This window comes from Streptomyces sp. NPDC032091 (genome assembly GCF_055580265.1).
On record NZ_JBVILR010000023.1, the window covers coordinates 118,127 to 139,380 of the forward strand.

Annotated in this window: 15 protein-coding genes; 6 read left to right on the plus strand and 9 right to left on the minus strand. The window is 70.5% G+C overall.

All coding sequences use genetic code 11. The features are described 5' to 3' along the window. Positions 1-55: 55 nt before the first annotated feature. From ACZ5NJ_RS30415 to ACZ5NJ_RS30425, 3 genes are all read right to left on the minus strand, one after another. Positions 56-1,312: a cytochrome P450 gene (locus ACZ5NJ_RS30415; protein WP_468768981.1), complete on the minus strand. Its 1,257-nt coding sequence runs from the start codon at positions 1,310-1,312 to the stop codon at positions 56-58. Positions 1,313-1,560: 248 nt separating this feature from the next. Then, positions 1,561-3,417: an FG-GAP-like repeat-containing protein gene (locus tag ACZ5NJ_RS30420; protein ID WP_468768982.1), complete on the minus strand. Its 1,857-nt coding sequence runs from the start codon at positions 3,415-3,417 to the stop codon at positions 1,561-1,563. A 67-nt stretch (positions 3,418-3,484) separates the two neighbouring features. After that, on the minus strand, positions 3,485-4,204 hold the full coding sequence (locus ACZ5NJ_RS30425; protein WP_468768984.1) for a hypothetical protein: 720 nt from the start codon (positions 4,202-4,204) through the stop codon (positions 3,485-3,487). Between the two features lie 294 nt (positions 4,205-4,498). Here ACZ5NJ_RS30425 and ACZ5NJ_RS30430 point away from each other — a divergent pair, with 294 nt between their 5' ends. The 3 genes from ACZ5NJ_RS30430 (at position 4,499) to ACZ5NJ_RS30440 (ending at position 7,884) form a co-directional block, all read left to right on the plus strand. After that, positions 4,499-5,593, plus strand: coding sequence for a hypothetical protein (locus tag ACZ5NJ_RS30430; protein ID WP_468768986.1), 1,095 nt, complete (start codon positions 4,499-4,501; stop codon positions 5,591-5,593). Between the two features lie 46 nt (positions 5,594-5,639). Next, positions 5,640-6,146: a hypothetical protein gene (locus ACZ5NJ_RS30435; protein WP_468769006.1), complete on the plus strand. Its 507-nt coding sequence runs from the start codon at positions 5,640-5,642 to the stop codon at positions 6,144-6,146. 208 nt (positions 6,147-6,354) lie between these two features. Beyond that, on the plus strand, positions 6,355-7,884 hold the full coding sequence (locus ACZ5NJ_RS30440) for an NHL domain-containing protein (RefSeq protein ID WP_468768987.1): 1,530 nt from the start codon (positions 6,355-6,357) through the stop codon (positions 7,882-7,884). Between the two features lie 202 nt (positions 7,885-8,086). On the opposite strand, the gene ACZ5NJ_RS30445 is transcribed toward ACZ5NJ_RS30440, so the two are convergent. The 5 genes from ACZ5NJ_RS30445 to ACZ5NJ_RS30465 all read right to left on the minus strand — a co-directional run bounded on the left by ACZ5NJ_RS30445 (position 8,087) and on the right by ACZ5NJ_RS30465 (position 15,296). After that, positions 8,087-9,529, minus strand: coding sequence for a serine/threonine-protein kinase (locus ACZ5NJ_RS30445; protein ID WP_468768989.1), 1,443 nt, complete (start codon positions 9,527-9,529; stop codon positions 8,087-8,089). Further along, positions 9,526-10,335, minus strand: a complete 810-nt coding sequence (locus tag ACZ5NJ_RS30450) for a serine/threonine protein kinase (protein ID WP_468768991.1) — start codon at positions 10,333-10,335, stop codon at positions 9,526-9,528. The genes ACZ5NJ_RS30445 and ACZ5NJ_RS30450 overlap by 4 nt, the downstream gene beginning before the upstream one ends. A gap of 329 nt (positions 10,336-10,664) precedes the next feature. Beyond that, positions 10,665-12,716 (minus strand): DUF8189 domain-containing protein, encoded by a 2,052-nt coding sequence (locus ACZ5NJ_RS30455; RefSeq protein WP_468768993.1) that lies wholly within the window; start codon positions 12,714-12,716, stop codon positions 10,665-10,667. An 88-nt stretch (positions 12,717-12,804) separates the two neighbouring features. Beyond that, complete coding sequence (locus tag ACZ5NJ_RS30460; RefSeq protein ID WP_468769007.1) at positions 12,805-14,301, minus strand: DUF8189 domain-containing protein; 1,497 nt, start codon at positions 14,299-14,301, stop codon at positions 12,805-12,807. A gap of 8 nt (positions 14,302-14,309) precedes the next feature. Further along, a complete protein-coding gene (locus ACZ5NJ_RS30465) occupies positions 14,310-15,296 on the minus strand; it encodes an alpha/beta hydrolase (RefSeq protein WP_468768994.1) in 987 nt (328 codons plus the stop codon). A gap of 295 nt (positions 15,297-15,591) precedes the next feature. Between ACZ5NJ_RS30465 and ACZ5NJ_RS30470 the strand changes: the two genes are divergently transcribed. Continuing rightward, complete coding sequence (locus ACZ5NJ_RS30470; protein ID WP_468768996.1) at positions 15,592-17,988, plus strand: penicillin acylase family protein; 2,397 nt, start codon at positions 15,592-15,594, stop codon at positions 17,986-17,988. A gap of 60 nt (positions 17,989-18,048) precedes the next feature. Beyond that, positions 18,049-19,068: an alpha/beta hydrolase gene (locus ACZ5NJ_RS30475; protein ID WP_468768998.1), complete on the plus strand. Its 1,020-nt coding sequence runs from the start codon at positions 18,049-18,051 to the stop codon at positions 19,066-19,068. 54 nt (positions 19,069-19,122) lie between these two features. On the opposite strand, the gene ACZ5NJ_RS30480 is transcribed toward ACZ5NJ_RS30475, so the two are convergent. After that, a complete protein-coding gene (locus tag ACZ5NJ_RS30480; RefSeq protein WP_468768999.1) occupies positions 19,123-20,196 on the minus strand; it encodes an AfsR/SARP family transcriptional regulator in 1,074 nt (357 codons plus the stop codon). A gap of 304 nt (positions 20,197-20,500) precedes the next feature. On the opposite strand from ACZ5NJ_RS30480, the gene ACZ5NJ_RS30485 reads away from it, so the two are divergent. Next, positions 20,501-21,254: DUF8189 domain-containing protein (locus ACZ5NJ_RS30485; RefSeq protein ID WP_468769001.1), on the plus strand; the 754-nt coding region annotated here is incomplete at its 3' end.

Here is a 21,254-nt window from a genome sequence, read left to right on the forward strand (position 1 = left end):
GCTTGGTCGGTCCTCACCGTGTGGAAGGCGAAGGGCCGGGCGGGGATCGTCGCGGTCAGAGGGCTGTCACGGGCAGGTGGGTGCAGAGTCGTTGGGTGGTGTAGGGGCGCCAGGTGGGTTGGCCGGCGAGGCGGAGCCGGGGCAGTCGCGCAGTGAGGCTGGTGAGCGCGGTGGCAAGTTCCATGCGGGCCAGTTGGGCGCCTATGCAGGAGTGGATGCCTTCGCCGAAGGCGATGTGGCGCGCCCGGTCGGTGCGGGAGGGGTCGAAGGTGTCGGGGTGGGGGAAGGCGGTCTCGTCCCGGTTCATGGCGGCCAGTAGGAACCGGACGGGGGTGTGGGGCGGGAGGGTGGTCGTGCCGATCGTCAGTTCGCGGCGTGTGGTGAGGTTGGCGGAGTTGATGACGTGGGGGCTGCGGTAGCGCAGCGCCTCCGCCACCCACACGTCCGGGTCCTGGTGCAGCCGCGGCACGGTGTGGGGGTGTTCGACGAGGGTGAGCAGCGCGAGGTCGAGGGCGGCCAGGGCGGAGGTGTAGGAGCCGAGCCACAGGATCCAGCACAGGCGGGTGATCTCGTCGTCCGGGACGGTGCCGGATGCTTCGGCGAGGCGGGCGAAGCCCGATTCGGGGGTGAATCCCCGCCGTCGGATGGTGTCGTCCAGGTAGGTGTACAGGGCGCGGGCGGCGTCGTCGGCTTCGGCCCACGCGGCCTCGGTGGTCTTGGGGTAGAGCGGTGCGAAGAGGCGGGCCGGCATCGCGGCGAGCAGGTCGAAGTCCTGTTCGGGTATCCCGAACACGGTGGCCGCGGCGCGCTGGGTGAAGGGCAGGGAGTACAGCGCGTGCAGATCGGCCGCGCCCTCGGCGGACAGCGTCGCGACCAGCTGTTCGGCGAGTTCCTCGGCGGTCTGACGCATACGCTCGCCGGCCTGCGCGAGCAGGCGCCGGTCGAACGCGGCGCCGGCCACGCGCCGGAGCTCTCCATGGCGTGGTGGCACGGCTTTGACCAGGGTCTGGTTGAAGGTCTGCAGGGCGAAAGAGCGGGCGTCGTCGACGGAGGCGGTGCGCAGATCCGGATCCCTCAGGTGCACGGCGTCCTCGTAGCGGGAGAGGTATACGGTGCCGTCCGGGTCGATGTGCACGGGCCGGTTGACGCGGAGCCACGCGTAGAACGGATAGGGATCCCGGAGGCGGTCCGGTTGTGCGAGGGCGTCGAACAGGTCCAGCTCCGAGGACTGGAGCGGTTGGACGTTCAGGGTGGGGTCGGCACCTCCCGCACCCCCGGCCGGGGGCCCGGAATGGGATTCTGTTGTAAGCATGGCAAAGCCTGCTTTCTTCGAGGGCGTAAAAGGCGGTCCACCCTTGGGAGGGGGACCGCTGCACAGCACGCTAGCCACTTCCTCGCACCTCGGACGGACGGGATACCAGCCACTCCGGACCTCAACCCCGCCTTCGCAGGGCTTCCAGTCCCCGCCGGGCTGTCCGACCGTGACCCCGCCTGACGGGCCCCAGTCGGGAGCGGGCCCGGGGTCTCGCGCGTGCGGGAGGCCCCGGCCCACGCCCCCGGTCAGCGGGTCCGGAAGCGGCGGTAGAGGTTACGGGCCACGTACACGCCCGGACCTCCGAAGCCGACGATGTCGACGCGTCCGTCACCGGTGATGTCGGCGAGGAAACGGGGGTGGTGGCCGACGCGCCAGGCGCCGGCGTCGTCGTCGTACCCGAAGCCTCGGCAGACCAGCTGGGCCTGTTCGAACCGGCCGTCGCCGAGGTTGTGCGCCACCCAGACCCCTTCGTCGCCGAAGCCTACGATGTCGGGGGTGCCGTCGCCGGTGACGTCGGCGAGGAAGCGGAGGTGCTTGTCGGGCGTCCATCCCTGGGCGGTGCCGAAGTCGTTCAGGACGAGCTTCGAGGGCTCGAAGGTGCCGTCGCCGAGGCCGCGCGCGACGACGACGCCATGGGGGCCGAAGCCGATGACGTCCGTCGCCCCGTCGCCGGTGGTCCTGTGCAGGAACCGGGGGTGCTCCTCGGTCGAGGCCCACCCCCGGTCGGTCCCGAAGTCGTCGATGACGTACAGGGGTTCGGCGAAGGTGCCGTCCTCGTCCTGGAGGGAGATCCAGACGCCGTCGTCGTGGCAGCCGACGAAGTCGAGCCGGCCGTCGCCGGTGGTGTCGGCGAGGAAGCGGGGGTGCCTGTCGGCCCGCCACCCGCCGGCCTTCTCCCCGTGACCGAACGCCCGGAGAGCGGGCTCGTCGTTCAGTGGCGCGAACTTCCCCTCCTCGTCCTGGAGGGAGATCCAGACGCCGTCGTCGTGGCAGCCGACGATGTCGAGCCGGCCGTCGCCGGTGGTGTCGGCGAGGAAGCGGGGGTGCCTGTCGGCCCGCCACCCGCCGGCCACATCGCCGTGGCCGAAGGCCTTGAGGGCCGGGGCGCCGCCCGGGGGCGCGAACGTCCCGTCCTCCTCCTGCCGGGTCACCCGGACACCGTCCGCGGCGAGCACCACGATGCCGGGCCGGCCTTCGCCCGTGAGGTCCACGAAGGTCCACAGGTCCTCGGGGCTCGGAGAGGGAGCGGGCGGGTGCAGCACGCGCTCCTCGTCCTCGAACGTACCGTCACCCCGCGCGGCCGCCGTCACCGCCCCCTTGGCCGGCTTGAGCGCGACGATGTCCGCCGGCGCCTTCCCGGCCGTCTCGGCGAGGAACCGCGCACCGAGACCGGCCCACCAGCCCGGTCGTCCGTCGGGGCGGGGCGCGGCTCCTTCGCTCTTCCACCCGCCGGCGTCCTGGTCGGTTCCGAACCGGTCGAGGACCAGCAGGAGTTCACTGAACGAGGGTGTCGCACCGGGTGCGGGCCGCAGTGCCGGAGAGGGAGCCAGCCGCCAGGACTGCCGGCCGTTCCAATGACCCAGCCTCGCCCAGCGCAGCACGGGGTCGCCGACACGCTCGGGCTCGGCCGGGACGAGACGCCACCGCTGGCTCTCCGCGTCCTCGTCGTACGCGCGAAGGAGGACCGCAATGCCGTGCTCGGCGGACGCGTCGAGAGCGTCGCCGGGGTCGAGTTCGAGGTCGAGGGCGGTCTCGTCGGCCGCGCTCTCGATGCAGTAGAGGTCCGCTTCACCCTCGACGGGGACAAGGCGCCACTGCTGGCTCTTCTTGCCGTCGGCGGCGTCCGCCTGCCGGACGCCGCCCCCTGCGGCGGCGGGTCGTTCGAGTACCTTGCCGTCGGTCGCGTTGCGGATCACGTAGACCTGCTCGTCCGGTGCGGACCGCACGGGGACGATCTGCCACTGCTCCGAGGCCGGACCGCCTTCAGGGAACTCACGGACGACGAGCGCTCCGGCCTGCCCCGGCGCGGCCCCGCCGTCGAGGGGCTTCCCGGTGGCGGCGTTGACGATCTCCAGTTTCAGTTCTTCGGTGGGCACGGGCATCGTGGTGCCTCTTCCAGGCGGTGCGGACGGTGACTCGGAGCGGGTGGCGTACGGCGGTGGCCGCCGGTCACGTGAAGACGTGGTGGTACGGGACGTTCCACTCGCTGGGCAGACGGGGGTAGAAGGTGTTGATGACCGTCCCGGTGAAGTCCCCGCCCCAGTTGTGAGTGAGCCGGACCTCGCTGTTGGCCGCCACCGCGTGGTCCTTGAACCCGAGGATGGTGTCGGGGTGGGTGATGGGGACGAAGGTGATCCCGCCCCACGGTGTGACCGTGACGACCCAGAGCTGGGTGTCCTCAGGTGCGCCGTTCTTCCCCCGCCACTTGTCGGCGACCTTGTCCGGCAGACCCACCTGGACGGTGTCCGCCGTGCTCTGAGGAGCGTCCTGGTGGACGGTCATGCGCCGGCGCTGCGGCTTGGGCGTGCCGTCGTCGCCGCGTCCGGCGGCGGTGTCGCCCCCGCCCGGGCGCTTGGGCGTCGCCTGGCCGGCGGCGCTCTCGATGAAGTACAGGGGGCGCTGTCCGAAGAAGCCGGCGGGGGTGATGTGCCAGAGGTGGCCCTTGGCCTCCTTGACGGTCTCGTCCAGGGCCGTGGCGAGCTGGACACCCTTGTCGTGGCTCTCCTCGCCCAGCTCGGCGGGCCGCAGGTAGCCGCCGTTGAAGGCGTGGACGAGCATGACCGGCCGGTTCTCGACGAGTGCGGCCACGATCGCGTTGTCGTAGCTGTTCACCGCCACCGGGCCGCCGACCACCAGATTGGACATCGCCGTGCGTTCTTGGGTGTACATCGAGAAATCCTCACCTGTTCCGAACGTGAAGAACAATTCTTCGGCCGAGGTCACGCTACCCGCTTGCGAGAGCACCCAAAAGTCATCGGTCAGGTAGAGGAGAGCGAAGAAAGGTCACTTCATCAGCGTTTCGGAAGTGATTTCCGAAAATCGACCACTCGATTGAGCGGAAGTGCTCGATCCACTCGCCCTGATAAAGAGGGAGTGCGGTAACTTCAACCGCCGGAACATGCGCACATTCATGTTTGCTTTTCGTTGGGCGCGGTTCGGTCGAAATGAGTCGAGGACGGGTAGATGCCTTCCACCGCATACAGCCTGGTAGATGCCAAGCGTCAGCCGCTGACGAAGAAGAACCTGCGGGAACTCCACATCGAGCAGATCTGGCAGTCGATCCTGGACCATCCCAACCTGGTCTACGTCGACCCCTCCGGCGTGAAGCACAAGCCGGTCGGGTTCTCCGTGAACAAGTCGAGCTTCGGCGCCTTCTCCGGGACCGCGTTCGAGCGGGGCTGGCTCGCCTACATGAACCTCGGGGAGCCGTTGATCGAGGTGCGGGGCGACATCGGCCAGCCTCCGCCCGACACCTTCTCCTCACGCACCTACGTCAACCGCAGCAGCACCGAGATGACCTTCACCGACTCGGTCGACTTCACCGTGTCGAACGGGGTCACGTGGTCCCTGCACGGGGACGCCAAGCTCACCTTCGGCGGCAGCGTCGGCGCCTCGCTCCAGCTTCAGCTGCAGAACCAGCTCCGCCTGGACCTGCAGGCACAGCTCGCGGCGTCGTGCCAGAACGGTACGGCGAACAAGAACGCGAACACGGTGACCAACAAGAACAGCAAAGACAGCGTCGGGGTCGACAACGCCAACACCACCGAGACCTCCGCGAGCAGCTCCGCGACGAACTCCTCGTCGAACACGATGACCAACTCGGTGGGGTTCACGACCACGGGCAGCGCAACCGGCAATGCCTCGCTCAATGCCCAACTCGCTCTTGGCATCGCGGCCACCGTCGGCGGCTCCCTGAACACCAGCTGGGCCTCGAAGTCACAGATCTCCGGCAAGGTTCCGGCCAACTCCCGCGTGCAGACCATCGTCACGCAGCGGCGCACCCGCAAGCAGTACACCTATGAGATCCCCGTGACCTTCTCCGGGCTGGTCGCGGTGGAGTACGCCGTACCGGTGGCGGTCCTCTCACCTCCGCAGCCCGGGACCTACCCCGGCCTCAACAGGATGGTCGCGCGCGACATCGGCGACATCGGCCTGGCACCCGGCGGCTTCCGCATGAAGGGATTGGCCGAGGTCGTCTCCTCCCTCGATGTCCACCACGCCATGCTCGACGTCGAAACCCTGACCGTCAGCCAGCAGACGCTCTACAAGCAGCCCTGACCGCGCGGCTGCGCCTCCACGACAAGGACGACCAGAGGTGACGACCATGGTGTTCGACAACATCTTCAACTCCGCGGGCAAGGGCGCGGGGCTCTTCTCCGTGACCACCGACCGTACGAAGCCCCGGCCGGGCGAGGACGTCGACTTCGAGGACTCCGACGACGACACCTACGACGACACCGAGCCCAGCCTCTTCCACAACGCGATCCACGGCGCCTCCTCCCGCGCGAAGATCGTCCAGGAGACATCGCCCGAAGCGCGGGCCGTCCTGGGCTTCCTCGGCTCCTTCATCCAGACCACCCAGGCGTCCGCCGGCCGGCAGGCCCAGTACGCCCAGGACCCCGGCTCGGTCACCAAGGCCGCGTCCGACGGCATGCAGCAGGCCAGGGCGACGGTGGAGGAGGACAGCGGTCTGAAGAAGGACGAGGACCTGGAGGACAGGCCGAAGAAGAGCGATTTCACCAAGCCCCCCAAGACCCCGGATGCTCCGAAGGCTCCAGACGCCCCCAAGGCACCTCAGGCGACCGCGGAGAAGCCGTCCCGTTCCTCGTAGGCTTCGGGGAGCGAGAAGCAGAAGGCAGATCACCTCTGCCGCCTTCTGCGCCGAATGATGAGCAACTACAGCCGACGGCCCGAATCCCGCAGTTACTGAAATCGGCCGCGCAGGGAGGTGACCTTTCCGACTGGAAGCGTTTGCGACTCTCGGAAATTGGAAGACAACCGTCCGCGTCGGACGGTTGGTGGGTAATGAAGGGATAGCGATGAGCACTCCTCAGACGGCGAATACGGACGGCGAGGGCTTCGTCCCCTTGATCCGTACGATCATCGGCAACGGCACCAAGGCGTTCAAGGGGGATGGTGAGGCCGCTGTTTCGGCGCAGCTGGCCCACGGGTTCGGGGTCGTGGTGGACAGCGCGGGCACGATCTACTTCTCCGACCATGGCAACCACCGCGTCCGCAAGATCACGGTGGACGGGAAGGTCAGCACGGTCGCGGGAAGCGCCAACGGTGGGAGGTTCGCGGGTGACAACGCACCCGCCGTCTCGGCTCAGCTGAACTGGCCACGTGGAGTGGCGGTGGACGGCGCGGGCAACCTCTACATCGCCGACGGCAACAACCACCGCATCCGCAAGGTCACCCCTGACGGGACGATCACCACGGTCGCCGGCGCCGGTACTCCTGGTTTCGACGGGGACGGCGGCCCGGCCACCAAGGCCCGGCTCAACACCCCGTTCGCGGTGGCGGTGGACGGCGACGGTGCTCTCTACATCGCCGACTACAGCAACAACCGGATCCGGAAGGTCACACCGGACGGAACGATCACCACGGTCGCGGGAAGTGCCACCGGCGGATCCAGGGGAGACAACGGCGCGGCCACTTCGGCCCAGCTGAACCGTCCTCACGGTGTCGCGGTGGACGGCGCGGGCAACCTCTACATCGCCGACAGCTACAACCACCGCATCCGGAAGGTCGCCCCTGACGGAACGATCACCACGGCCGCCGGGGCCGGTACTCCTGGTTCCGACGGGGACGGCGGCCTTGCCACCACGGCCCGGATCAACCTCCCGACCGATGTGGCGGTGGACAGCACCGGTGCGCTGTACATCGCCGAATACAGCGGTCACCGCGTCCGCAAGGTCGCCCCCGACGGGACGATCACCACGATCGCCGGCACGGGCACCTCGGGATCCGGCGGCGACGCGGGCCCGGCCGCCTCGGCCCAGCTGCTCAACCCCCTGGGCCTCGCGGTGGACAGCGTCGACACCCTCTACATCACCGAGTACAGCGGCCACCGCATCCGGAGGATCATCTCGGAGAAGATGGCCGGCCGTCCCGAGTCGGGCGCCGTCGTCTCCTGGGCCAACGTCCGCAGCCGGCTGTGCGTCGGTATCCACCGTGAATCCCTCAAGGACGGCGCCCCGGCCCACCAGTCCCTCGCTTCACCGCGCAACCACCAGAAGTGGCGGCTGATCGCCACCGGGCAGGCCGACGGCGAGATCCTGTACCGGATCGAGAACGTCCGCAGCGGCAAGGTCCTGGAAGTCATCGACGCCCAGGAGACGGCCGGAGCGCCGATCGGACAGAACTCCTACAAGGGCAGCGACGCCTCCCACCAGCAATGGCGCCTCGTTCCCATGAGCTCCGAAACCGACGCGTCCAGGATCTACGAGGTCGCCAACCTCCACAGCGGGCTGCTCCTGCACGTCGACACCACCGCCCCCGCCGCCCTCACCCAGCGGAGCCCGGACGGCGACCACCGCAACCGCCAGTGGCAGCTCCTGCCCGTCTGACCCTCCTGCCAGCCCTGCCCGTCACCTCCGAGGGACGAGGTCCCCGCTGTCCCGCCGGTCTCGTGTCGCCCTTCGCCAAAGCCGGCGGCCCCCGCCGGCTTCCACCCCCGCAACCCCACCGGAAAGATCTGCTGATGTCCGCGACACAGTAGGGGGGCACTGGTTCCTCCTCCCGACCCACCTGGGCGGCAGCCCCCGCTGATCAGCGCGCGGTCGTGGGGGCCGGGCACCCCGGCAGGGCCGGCCGGTCCTTCGTGCGTACGGCGGGGAGCCAGGCCGTGGGGGGCGTGGAGCCGGAAGGGAGGCGGACGCGGAACCAGCGGGTGGACTGCTGGTCCTCCTCGTTGATGATGGGCTGCCCGTCGGAGACCTGGCAGTCGGCCGCGAGGACGTCGCCGTGCCACACCCGGGTCGCCACGACGTTGTCCGCGGCGTACGGCCGCCGGGGGTCGATCGCCAGGCCCAGACTGCACTGCCGGTCCCGGTCGGCCCGCTCCCGACACCCCTTCTCGGCGTTGAACACCCGGATCGCGCCGGCCTTCGCCCCCGCGCCACCGGGAGGTGCGGACGGGTTCGCCCGCACCGTGTCCGACCACAGGGTCACGCCCGCGATCCCGCACAGCGCGGTGGCCAGGACGGCGGCGCGGGCCCGGCCCCGCAGCCGGCCCGCCCCCGTCCCGCGGGTTCCCTGTTCGGCGGCGATACGGGCGAGCAGGCTGTCGGCGGTGTGCAGGGCGCGCGCCGCGTGGGTGGGGGCGAGGCAGTCGGCGGCCAACGCCCGCCAGAACGGCGGCACCGCGGGGTCGATGCGCAGCGGCACCCGCCCTTCGCCGTACCCCTGCACGGCGGCGCCCCGGGCCATGGGTGTGGCGCCGGCGAACGGGGAGGCGCCGGAGGCGAACACCTCGTGGATGATGATGCCCAGGGCCCAGATGTCGGCGCTCGGCCGGACCTGTACACCGAGTTCCCCGAGCGGCGCCCGCCAGCGCTCGGGCGGGAGGTAGTCCAGGGTGCCCATGGGCGGCGCGTACCCGTGCGTGCCCGTCATCTCGGTGGCGAGGCCGAAGTCCGAGAGCTTCACGGAACGGTCGGTGCCCAGTAGGACGTTGTCCGGCTTGAGATCGGCGTGGACCCAGCCCGAGCGGTGGAGGTGGGCCAGTCCCTCGCAGATCCCCGCGATCAGCCGGGGGCGGTCGGCCTCGGCCACCCCCGCGTCGAGGAGTTCGCGCAGACTGCGTGCGGCTCGCTCCATGACCAACACGATCGCGCCGTCCAGCGAGGGGCGGTCGGGTGCGGCGAGGACGAAGGAGTCCAGGAGACCGATCAGCCGGGGGTGGCCCGCCCTGCGCCCGAGTTCGACCTCGCGGCGCGCGGATTCCACGATCCTGCGCGTCTGGCGCGGGGCGTACCCGGCGGTCGGCATGATTTTCAGCGCGACGTCGGCTTGTCCCGTCGGCATGCCCGCAGGGGCCACCCCGCCGGTCCGCCTGGGGTACCCGTCGGCGGGCCGTGCCGCGTAGACCGTGGACCAGCCCCCGGACCCGATCACGTCCGTGACCGTCCAGTCGCGCACCCGGTAGCCGGGCGGCAGGAGGTCCCCGCGCTCGCACTCCGTGGTGTCGCGCAGGCCGCTCGGCGGCGTCATCGCATGCTCTGCCGCTCCCGCCCGCCGGCCCCCGTCAGGGGCGGCAGCAGCGCGAGGTGCTCCTCCCGTACGAGCCCGAACCGCAGCGCGAGCCCCACGATCTCCTCCCGCTTGCCGTTGCGGCGCTCGCTCCTGCCGGGTTCGCGCAGGTCCGGGGCGCCGATGCGCAGCTTCTCCTCGGCGAGGTAGTCGATGTGCGAGCTGACCGCACGCGCGGTCAGCGTGCCGCAGATGGGGTGCCCCCTGAGCCGCTCGACGATCTGGGGAGTCGTGGGGACCGCCACGCGGGACTGGTCGCGCAGGCGCGGTTCGCAGAGCGCGACGAGTACGAGGAAGTAGGCGGCCGTCTCGTCCAGGGAGTACGCCGTGACCGTGAGGCGGTCCCAGGGGCCGCCCATGGCGTCCGGGTCCAGATAGACGTGGTCGGGCGCGAACACCTGGAAGGAGACGGTGACGTCGCTGCGGGTGGGCAGCACCACGCGGGAGAACTCGAACGGGACGGGCGCCCCGACCCGTCGCGGCGGAACCCTCAGGTACTCCCCCGCTCCCTCCGGGTTCTCCACCAGGTAGCTGTGGGTGGCACTGTGGTTGGTCAGCTGCCAGTGGTCGTCGGCGACGCGGATCTCCCCGGCGAGCCGGGAGATCGCCGGGTCGGCGAGGCGCAGTTCGACGGGGACCGTCGATGAGCCGCGTCCGAAGCGGGCGGCCTCGCCCGGTCCGAGCCGCAGCGTCACGGGGTCACCGTACGGTTCGCCGCCGTCGGCGCCACTGCACCCCTGCGGCAGATGGACGACTACACCGCTCATGGTTCCCCCTGTTCCACGCGTCGCTGCTCGGACGAGTGGAACAATACTCATCTCTCGAGGGAGTTCATCGGCGTACTTCGGCCACTTCGGCAGGGCAGCGCCTGCCCGGCTTCCGCCGGGTCGGGAGCCCACCCCGGCGCCCAGGGAAGCCTCCCGGTCTCCTTCCCATCCGGCTCACCCACCCTCCCGCAAGGGCCTCCCGTGGTGAGCCGGGTCAGGTCGACTCCGTGTCAGCAGTGGTATCCGTCCTGGGGGTCACGGCGCCGCCTGCCCGTCCCTTTTCCCCTTTCACTTGGCGAAATCCACACTCCACGATCCGCCCTCCGCACTCAGAGAGCGGGACTGCCCGATACGACGGGGACGACCGCTCGGTCGCCGAAGGCCGTCCACGGCTGCCATCCGTCGCTCGGCCGGTCCTGGACGCGGGTGCGGATCCGGCCCTCGGCGGTGACGGCGAAGACGTGCGTCCGCCCGGTGGAATCGAGCGCGGTGGCCGGGGTGGCGGCGAGCCTGATGCCGGGCTCGCCGAACTCCCCGCCGGAATCCCAGCTTCCGCCGGGGGTGGTCTGCCAGCGGTGGCCGAGCCGGGCGCCACCGGGCGTCAAGGAGAAGGCCTCCAGGCGGCCGTCGGCGTTGACGGCGAACGCCGGGGCGGCGGCGCTCCAACCGAACAGGGGCAGCCAGTCGTCCCAGCCGCCGTTCGCCGCGAACTGCCGCCGGCCGAAGGTTCCCACGCCCGACGGTCCGATCGCGGCGACGGTGAGCCGGCCGCTGCCGTCCCGGGCCACCCTCGGTGCGGCGCCCGCCGCGGTGCCGAAGCGGTGCCATGCGGCGGTCCAGGCACCGCCCGGGGTCTCCTGCCACCGGTGGACGATCCCGGAGCCGCCGGGCGAGAGGGCGAACACCTCCAGGCGGCCGTCCGCGTTGGCCGCGACCACCGGGGGCGCGCCCGCCGCCCCGCCGAAGCCGGGCTCCCACGGGTCCCAGGCCGGGGATCCGGGTGACCGCTGCCGTCGCCGGGCGACGGACGCGCCGCCGGGGCTCAGGGCGAACACCTCCAGCCTGCCGTCGGCGTTACGTGCGACGGCAGGGGCCGCGCCGGCCGGGCCTCCGAACTCCTCCCAGTCGTACCAGCCTCCGTCCGGCCGCTGCACCCGGTGGTGCAGGTTGGCTCCGCCCGGGGCGAGCGAGAACACTTCGAGCCTGCCGCCGGCGCCCTGGCCGAGGGTGGGAACGGCCCCGGCGGGCCCTCCGAAGGGCTCCCACTCCGACCAGGCGTCGGTGTCCGGGGCGAGCTGGACGCGCCGCAGCATCGAGCGGTCGGAGGCGTCGAGCGCGAACACCGTGAGGCGGCCGCCGACGTCGAGGCCGGCCACCGGATTGTCCGCGCTCTGCCACGGCGGCGGCGTGTCCCGCCATTCCAGGGGCGCCACGTGCAGCCCGTACCGGAACCAGCCCGCAGCGCTGGCGTACCAGGCGTCCCCGTCCGCGAAGACCTCGACGGCGTGGCCGGACACATGGCCCGCGTAGCCGTCGAGGCCGAAGCGGTAGGGGTCCCGGGACGCCAGCACGTCCGTGCCCTCGTAGCCGCCCCTCGGTCCCGTGAACAGGTAGTACCAGCCGTCCCGTTCGACCACGTACGGGGACTCGGTGACCGAGACGGTCGTGTCCGTGGTCGCGTCGGTGAACGCGACGCCCGGCTCGCTCCAGTGCAGCAGATCGGCGGACCGCCGGAAGGCCACGACGTGGTGGCCGCCCGCGCCGGAGAGCTCCGTGTAGTACATGACCCATGCGTCGCCGACCCGCAGCACCATGGGGTCGCGCGCCGCGAGTCCGCGGAAGAGCGGGCCGGACGGCTCGCGCGTCCAGTTGAACAGGTCGGGCGAGGTGGCGAGGTTGATCGCGGCGCCACCCGCTCCGCCCGCGGCGTAGAACATCCAGAACCTGCCACCCGCGGCGACGACGTGCGGCGCCCACAGGTGTTCCTCGCCGAAGTAGGAGGGGTCGACGGTGAGCGCGTCGGCGTGGGTGGTCCACGGACCGTGCGGGCTCGGCGCGGAGGCGTGGACGAAGGAGGTCTCCCCCGTGCTGTCCGGGGATGCGCCGCGCGGAGCGCTGTTCCCGACGATGCTGAACAGGTGCCAGCGGCCCTGGGCCTTGATCAGGGTGTGGTCGTTGAGGTAGCGCGGCCCCGCGGGGGTGGCCGGGTCGTAGACGTACGCGAAGGGGCCGGCGCCGACCCACCGGGCGGGCGGTACGGCATCGGCGGCGCGGTAGGCGGCCGCCGGGGCCGCGGCCGCGGTCCGGCCAGTGTCCAGGAACGGGAACGTGCCCGCCCCGGCGGCGCCCCGCAGGAGGGTGCGCCTGCTGATCGCTGGCATGAGTCTCTCCAGGGAAGCCGCGCGGTCGGCGGTGCCCGAACGGGGGGCATGGCCGACCACGGGGGCGTGTGTGGCGGTCGGAGACCGGTCAGCCCTGGGTGGGGCCGGCGGTGCTGTTGAGCCAGGTCCATTCGGACCAGGTGGAAAAGCCGGTCTGCCATGTGTGGAAGGTGCCGGTGTGGTTGGTGCCGAAGACTTCCATCCGGCCGTCGGCATTGGTGACCGCCGTGACCTCGGTGCCGCCGCCGCCGAAGGCGTTCCAGTCGCCGTACGCCCCGTTGACGGCGCGCTGCCAGGTGTGCATGGCCGTACTGCCGTTCATGGCGAAGACCTCGACCCGGCCGTCCGGTGTGCGTTCGCTGCTGAGTTGCGCGTCGGCGGGACCTCCGGTCCCCTCCCACTCTGACCAACTGGCTCCGCCGGTCTGGTACTTGTGGAACACCCCGTTCGGACCGGAGGCGAACACCTCCAGGCGGCCGTCGGCATTGTGGTCGACGGTGAGGTCGTGGCCGCCGCCTCCGAAGGTCTCCCACGGGGACCAGCCGCCGCTGGGGGCCGTCTGGTAGGCGTGCTGGAAGGTGTCGGCGCCCAGGGCGAACACCTCCAGGCGGCCGTCGGGCGACTTCTCCATCTCCACCCGGCTGTCGGCGGGGCCGCCGCCGGTGGCCTCCCACTCCGACCAGCCGCCGTTGGGGACGAGTTGGTACCGGTGGAAGAGGCCGACGGGCCCGGAGGCATAGACCTCGATGCGGCCGTCGGCGTTGACACCGGCCGCGGTGTCGCGGCCGCCACCGCCGAAGGTCTCCCAGTTCGACCAGCCACCGGAGGGGGACAGCTGCCAGCGGTGCTGGAAGGTGCTGCCCGACAGGGCGAACATCTCCAGACGACCGTCTGCATTGGGCGCGATCGCCAGTTCGGCGTTGCCCGGCCCGCCGAGCGGTTCCCAGGCCGACCAGTTACCGTTCACTTCCTGCTGCCAGGCGTGGTGCACCCCGTCGGCGCCGGCGACGAACACCTCGAGCCGTCCGTCCGCCGACCGCGCCGACACCACGCGTCCCGACTCCGCCGGATACACCGCCGGCTTGGGCCGCGGCCCGCCGCCCGGGGTGCAGGGCAGGACGACGCCGCGCTCCGCCAGGTAGGCCTCGGGGTCGATGCCGTAGGAGGTGGACCGGTCCCCCCAGATCCGCAGGTGGAGGTGGGAGCCGTCGACGTTGGTGCCCTCCGCGCCCATCAGGGCGATCTGCTGGCCTGACACGACGTGGTCGCCCACGGAGACGTCGCGGCGGGACATGTGCCCGTACTCGGAGATCCGCCCGTCGGGGTGGAGCACGCGGATCCACTGGCCGTAGTCGCCGGTGTATCCGGAGATGGTCACTTCGCCGTCGCCGACGGCGTAGATCGGTGTCCCGACGTCGTTGGCGATGTCGACGCCGTTGTGGCCGCTGTGGAAGTGCTGGGACACCCAGCCGGTGGTCGGGCAGGCCGCGGTGGGCTCGGCGGGCCGGGCCTCGGCCGAACCCGTGGCGGCCGGCACCGACAGCGCCGAAAGGAGCACGGCAGTCGCCGCGAGGACACGGCTCAGGGGGCCGTTCACGCCTTGCGCAGCCGGTCGATGATGCCATTGATGTCGTCCTGCAGCAGATCCCGGCGGACATAGTGACCGCCGCCCACCTCGTGCTGCTCGTAGGGGATGCCCGCGCGGTCGAGGTTCCACTTGAACTCCCGCTGGGTGGCCAGCACCAGGGTTTCGTTGGCGTAACCCTGGATGTCCTCGGGGCTGGTGCCGGCGACCAGGAAGACCCGCTTGTTCCGGTAGCTCTCGATGCGCTCGCACGGGTTGTCCGCGCTGACCCGGGCCTGGTCCCAGAAGGGCACGCCATAGATGCTGCCGCCGTTCAGCTCCACCGCGGCGGAGGAGGCGTTGGCCCAGTGGGTCACCAGGTCGCCGTTGCCCCCGCGCAGGTTGGCCGGGCCGGAGTGGGCGCTGACCGAGGCGAAGTGGCCGTAGTACTTGGCCGCGTACTTCAGGGCGCCGAAGCCGCCCATGGAAAACCCGGAGACGGCGCGGCCGTCGTATTCGGCGTAGGTGCGGAAGTTCGCGTCGATCCAGGGGATCAGCTGACCTATGTGGAAGTACTCCCAGTTCCGGGCACCGATGTTGGAGCTCACCGGGTTGGAGTACCAGCCGGCGCGCCCGCCGTCGGGCATCACGACGATGAGGTCCTTCCAGGCGGTCAGACCCCGGATGTCGTGCAACCGGTCGAAGGTGATGAAGTCCTCCAGGCCACCGTGGAGCAGGTAGAGGACGGGGTAGCGGCGCCCGCTGGTGTGGTAGCCGTCGGGAAGCAGCACGTTGACGGCGGGGGTCCAGCCGCCGATGGCGGACGTCTGGAACCGGTAGTACCACATCCGGGGATCCTGCTCGCCGCGTTCCGTGATGTGCAGGCCGGGAATGTCACCGACGGCGGAAGCGGTCGACGCGGCGGCGAGGACTCCCGCGCCGCCCATGGCCATCGCGGCCGTGAAGCCACCGGCGGCTTTCAGGATGTTCCTGCGGCTGGGGTGCTGCGCGCTCACTGTGTCCTCCTGGTCCGGAGCCTGACGATGCTTCCGGAAGGTAGCAACGGTGCCCGGGCCGGGAGACCCCGGAAGATTCCGGACTGACAGGGGCCGGGCACGTCGGCTAAGGGCTGTGGCGGGGGCATCGGGGAACGGTCGGAGCCGGTGTCGGCGTCATCGGGATTTCATCGCTCCTCCCTAGCGTGGCCGCGGTCAGACGAAGGCCCGGACCACAGGGGAGGACGGCTCGATGGCGCGGAGGAGTTTCAGAGCGAGGCTGCCGATGGTGGCCACGGCCGCGGTGGCGGCGGTGATGAGCACGATGGCGGCAACCGGGGCGCCGGCTCCGGGACAGGCGCCCGACAAGCCGACCATCCGTTACACCGAGTACGGAATCCCGCACATCATCGCTTCCGACTGGGCGGGACTGGGCACGGGCTACGGATACGCCGCGGCCAAGGACAACATCTGCACCTTGGCCGACACCTATCTGATGGTCAACGCCCAGCGGTCCCGCTATCTGGGGCCGGACGGCAGGGCGAGCCCCGGCGAGCACCAGAACACCACGACGAACCTCAACAGCGACATCTACTTCCAACGGATGAACGACAACCGGGTGGTGGAGCGGCTGATCGACCTGCCCGCGCCCAACGGACCGGAGCCGGAGGTCAAGGAGGCCATTCGCGGCTACGTCCAGGGGTACAACAGGTACCTGGCCGAGACGGGCGTGGACCACATCACCGACCCGGCCTGCCGCGGCAAGGCGTGGGTGCGGCCGATCACGGAGCTGGACGTCTACCGGCACGCGCACGCCGAGATCATCATGGGCACCGCCGACGTGCTGCTCGACGGCCAGGTGAACGCGGCTCCCCCGGGGGCTTCGGCCGCCGCTTCGGCCGCCGCCCCGCCGGCCTCCTCGGCCGCGGAGACCGCGTCGAAGATCCGTGACGCGATGGCGGTCAGCCGTCAGCAGAGCATGGGCAGCAACGCGCTGGCGGTCGGCTCGCAGGGCGTGTCGGGGGGCACGAGCATGCTGCTCGCGAATCCGCACTTCCCCTGGCAGGGCAAGAACCGGATGTGGCAGAGCCAGCTGACGATCCCGGGCAGGATCAACGTCTCGGGGGCCAGCCTGCTCGGCTTCCCCGCGGTGAACATCGGGCACAACGACGATGTCGCCTGGAGCCACACCGTCGCCACCGTGGCCCCCTTCGGGCTGTTCGACGTACAGGTCGATGCACTGCATCCGACCAACTACCTGGTCGACGGCGCCTGGGAGGCGATGACCTCACAGCAGGTCGGTGTCGACGTGCTGAACGCGGACGGTTCCATCGGCCGGGTCAACAGGACCCTGTGGGCGACGCGTTACGGCCCGATCACCACACAGGTGCTGACCGTCCCGCTGCCCTGGGTGGTCAGCGCGCACGCGGTGCGCGACGTGAACATGGACAACTTGCGGGCGCTGAACACCTGGTTCCGCCTCGATCAGGCCAAGGACGTCGACGAGGTGGTGAACACCCTGGAGACCACGCAGGGCGTCCCCTTCTTCAACACCGTCGCCTCCGACCGCAAGGGCAACGCCCTGTACGCGGACATCCAGGCCACCCCGAACATCACCGACGAGCACGCCCAGTCGTGCCTGACCCTGACCGGCCAGGCGCTGTTCAACCAGGTGCTGCGGCTGCCGAACGTGCCGCCGGTCTCCATCTTCGACGGCAAACGCAGCGCGTGCGACTGGCCCAGCGATCCGAACGCGGTCGCACCAGGGCTGCTGGACCCGCACAGGCAGCCGCGGTTGATCCGCAAGGACTTCGTCGGCAACGCCAACGACAGCGCCTGGCTGGCCAACCCCGAGCAACCGCTGTCCTTCCCCCGGGTGATGGGCGACACGGCGGCGCCCCGATCGCTGCGCACCCAGGAGTTGATCCTGACTGCGCAGAAGCGGATCAACGTCACCGACGGCCTGCCCGGCCGGGGGTTCACGCCGGAGAACATGCGGCAGCTGCTGTTCGCCGACAACAGCCGGGCCGCCGATCTGGCCCTCGACGCCACGGTGACGATGTGCCGGGCCCAGCCCTTTGGGCTCATCCTGGTGGACGGCCAGCTGGTCAACGTGAGCGAGGCCTGCCCGATCCTGGCCGGATGGAAGAGCCACGACTTCACGGCGGACAGCCGGGGGTCCTGGCTGTTCGAGAACTACTGGTACGCGCTGCTCGGCGGCCAGTCGGTGGAGAAGCTGCCGTGGCGGATCCCCTTCGACCCCAACGACCCGGTGCACACCCCCAACTCGCTCGACTCCGGGAGCTCCGCCGTCCGCGACGCGTTCGGCCGGACGGTCATCGCCTTCCGCAACGCGGGGATTCCGCTGAACGCGGCGTTGTCGGACGTACAGAAGATCACGCGCAACGGCGAGCAGATCCCGATCCACGGGGCGGTCCACGAGCTGGGCGTGCTGAACGTGGTCACCCCGGGCTCGGTCGACGGGAAGATGGACATCACCTTCGGCTCCAGCTTCGTCCAGCAGGTGCGGTTCACCGCCGACGGACCGCCGCAGGCCTCTTCCGTACTGGCCTACTCCCAGTCGGCCAACCCGAATTCACCGCACTACGCCGATCAGACCACGTTGTTCTCGGCCGGCCAGTGGGTGACCGAGCGGTTCACCGAGGAGCAGATCGCGGCCTCGCCGGCCTTGGAGGTCAAGGTCCTGAACTGAGACCGGTCTCCCGATCGGTCTCGCACCCGCACGACGACAGAACTCACGAGGGAGCACGCTGTGACGAGGACATCGAGTCGGTGGCGCATGGTGGTGGCCCTGATGGCCGCCGTGGTGGGAATGACGCTGCCGGCGGGTACGGCACAGGCCGCCGAAGGCACCGAGCCACCGAGGATGACGGACGGGTTCGGCCTGACCCAGGTCGACACGACGGTGGGCGGTCCGACCAACTTCTACATCACCGTGACCACACCTGAGGTCTCGGGCAAGCACCACATCAAGATCATCCTGCCGAGGGGCTACTACGACGACCCGGCCAGGCGCTACCCGGTGCTGTACTTCCTGCACGGTTCGCCCGACGACCCGATCCAGCAGAACTACCCGGCGCTGACCACCTCGAACGAGATGATCACCGTCATTCCGGACGGGGGTGCCCGGGGCTGGTACGCCAACTGGCTCAACCAGAGGACCGCGGCTGGTGCCCAGAACTGGGAGAACTTCCACCTCAAGCAGGTGATTCCGTTCATCGACGCGAACCTGCGGACCATCGCCGCCAAAAAGGCCAGGGCCGTCGCCGGTGTCTCCATGGGCGGGTTCGGGGCCCTGCACTACGCCCAGGTCCGCCCCGACCTGTTCGGCCAGACCGCGTCCCTGTCAGGTGACATCGACCTGTCGGTCCGGTCCATGGACCTGCGGATGGCCGTCGTCGCCTCCCTCGTCGGCTACTCCCCCGGCGTGGACAGTGACGCCGCGTTCGGCTCGCCCTACCCGGTGTTCAACGCCGACTGGAGGTTCAACGAGGTGGACCCGGCGGCGCACATGGACAAGCTCGCGGGAGTCGGGGTCTCCCTCTACGTCGGCAACGGACGCGGAGACGCCACCGACCTGGAGTTCTGGGTGGAGAGCGCGTCCAAGCACGTCAAGGACAGCATGGACGCCCTGCGCATGCCCTACTACTACGTCGACTACGGCGACGGCGGCGGCTGGGGCACCAACTGCAACGGCGGCCACAACGCCTGGTGCTGGGAAGCGGACCTCCAGGACCTGGTTCCCCGGCTGGAACGGTCCTTCGCCTCCTGACGGGAGGGCCGGGCCGCCCCGCTCCGGCGGCGGCCCGGTCCGGCGGCGGCCCGGTCATCCCAGCGGCGTGATGATGCCGAGGCCCGCTTCGTCCCCGCGCAGGACCAACTGGCGCGTCCGCTGCAGCAGCCGGCCCGGAGGAACGCCTAGTTCCTCGGCCAGCCGGCGGCGGGCCCGGTCGAACACGGCCAGCGCGTCGGCCCGTCGGCCGCTGCGGTACAGCGCCCGCATCAGCATCGCGGCCACCGGCTCGTGCAGGGGGTGGGCCGCGGACAGGGCGAACAGTTCGGCGACCGCTTCGGAGTGCTGCCCCAGCCGCAGCTGCCACTCAAGCTTCCGCTGCGCGATGGTGATCCTGCGCTCGTCGAGCCGCAACCGCTCCAGCTCGGCGAGCGGCCCGGGCAGGCCGGCCAGGGGCTGCCCGCGGAACAGGTCCAGCGCCTGCGAACACAGGCGGACCGCCTCCGCCGGTTCTCCCGCCCGGTCGGCCGCCGTGATGTCGGTGACCAGCTTCTCCATGCGGGACACGTCCACGTCGACCAGGCCGGAGACCAGCCGGTAGCCGCACCGGTCGTGCTCGATCACCGCGTCGGGGCGGCCGTCCCCGGTGCGCAGGGTCTTGCGCAGCCGGTAGATGTACACCGGCACCACGTTCGTGCCCGGCAAGTTGGTCCCCCAGACTCCGTCGAGCAGTTCCTGCTGACCGACCGTGCGGCCCGCGCACAGCGCGAGCGCCGCCAGTACGGCTTGCTGGCGCAGGTGCCCGAGCTTCAACGGCCGCCCGTCCTGCCATGCCTGCAGTGGTCCGAGCAGGGAGATGTGCGTCGTCGGTCCGGTATCCCGGCGGGTGGGGGCCCGCGGCGCCGGGTTCGCGGCCTGCGTGCGCGGGCCGCTGCCGGGGACGACCAGGCCGCTGTCGAAGGCGTGGACGATGGCGGCGGCCCGGTCGCGCAGCCCGAGCTTCACGAGGACCCGCGCGAGGTGTCCGGCGACGGCGTCCTCGGACAGGGCGAGAGCGGCAGCTATCTCGTCGTCCCGCAGGCCGCAGCCGACCGCGTGGAGCACCTTGCGCTCCTGGTGCCCGAGCGCAGTGGCGATCGGTTGGCAGGTGGTGGCGGTCGTCGGCATCGCTGCTCCCCCGGGCTCCGGGCTGATCGGTTCGGTCGGTCGGTTCCGCAGGTCTGGCGGAAGCCGTCGACAAAGTAGGGGGGAGAGCGCCGGGCCAGGCATCCGGAACGATCCGGAGTGACAGACGCGAAGCCCCCGACATCCCTGGACACGGCGCCGCCCCGGCGGCGTAGGCCCGTTGGCCCATCTGCCTTGCCAGCCACGGTAGTTGCCGATTCCATCGGCATTTCATCGGTGCGCCCTACTGTCGGCTGCCGACGACGGGAGAGCTCCGGTGACGACGTTAAGATCATGGTGCGGCAGAGTGCTCCTGCTGCTGATGGCAGGCGCGGCCGCCGTCGCCGCGACCGCGCCCACTGCCGCGATGGCGGCCGTCTCGTCCGACCGCGGCGGCCCGATCACCCGTAGCGAGGTGATCTGGCGGGCTCAGTACTGGCTGGACCAGCATCCCCCGTACAACCAGCAAGGGTCCGCGCCCGACGCCGGCGGTGATTTCCGCTACCGCACCGACTGTTCCGGTTACGTCTCCATGGCGTGGCATCTGAACACGAGCCCGAATACCCAAGGGTTGCCCGGCTATTCGCACGAGATCGCGCGGGACGAGTTGCGCGCGGGGGACATTCTCAATTCGTTCTACGACCACACCCTGATCTTCCACAAGTGGGAGGACGATCACGGCGGGTTCTCCTACTACAGCTTCGGCGGAGGTTCCAGCGGCGTAGAGCCTCCGGGGCACTTCCGCACGAACATCAACAACGCCACGATCGACGGTCACCCCAACGGCGACTACAAGGCGCTCCGGTACGACAACATCGTCGAGGAATCCGCGGCGCGGCCGCACCCCTACGCCCCGGGCCGGGTCACCTCCGGGCGGTCCGCGGACGGTCGGCTGGAGGCCTTCGCCGCCGGAGCCGACGGCGTGTACCACTCCTGGCAGACCGCGGTGAACGGCGCCTGGTCGCAGTGGCGGTTCGAAGGCGGACCCCGCAACGCGCAACTCTCCGTAGCGGCCAACGCCGACGGACGGCTGGAAGTTTTCGCCCTGTCCGACGCCACCT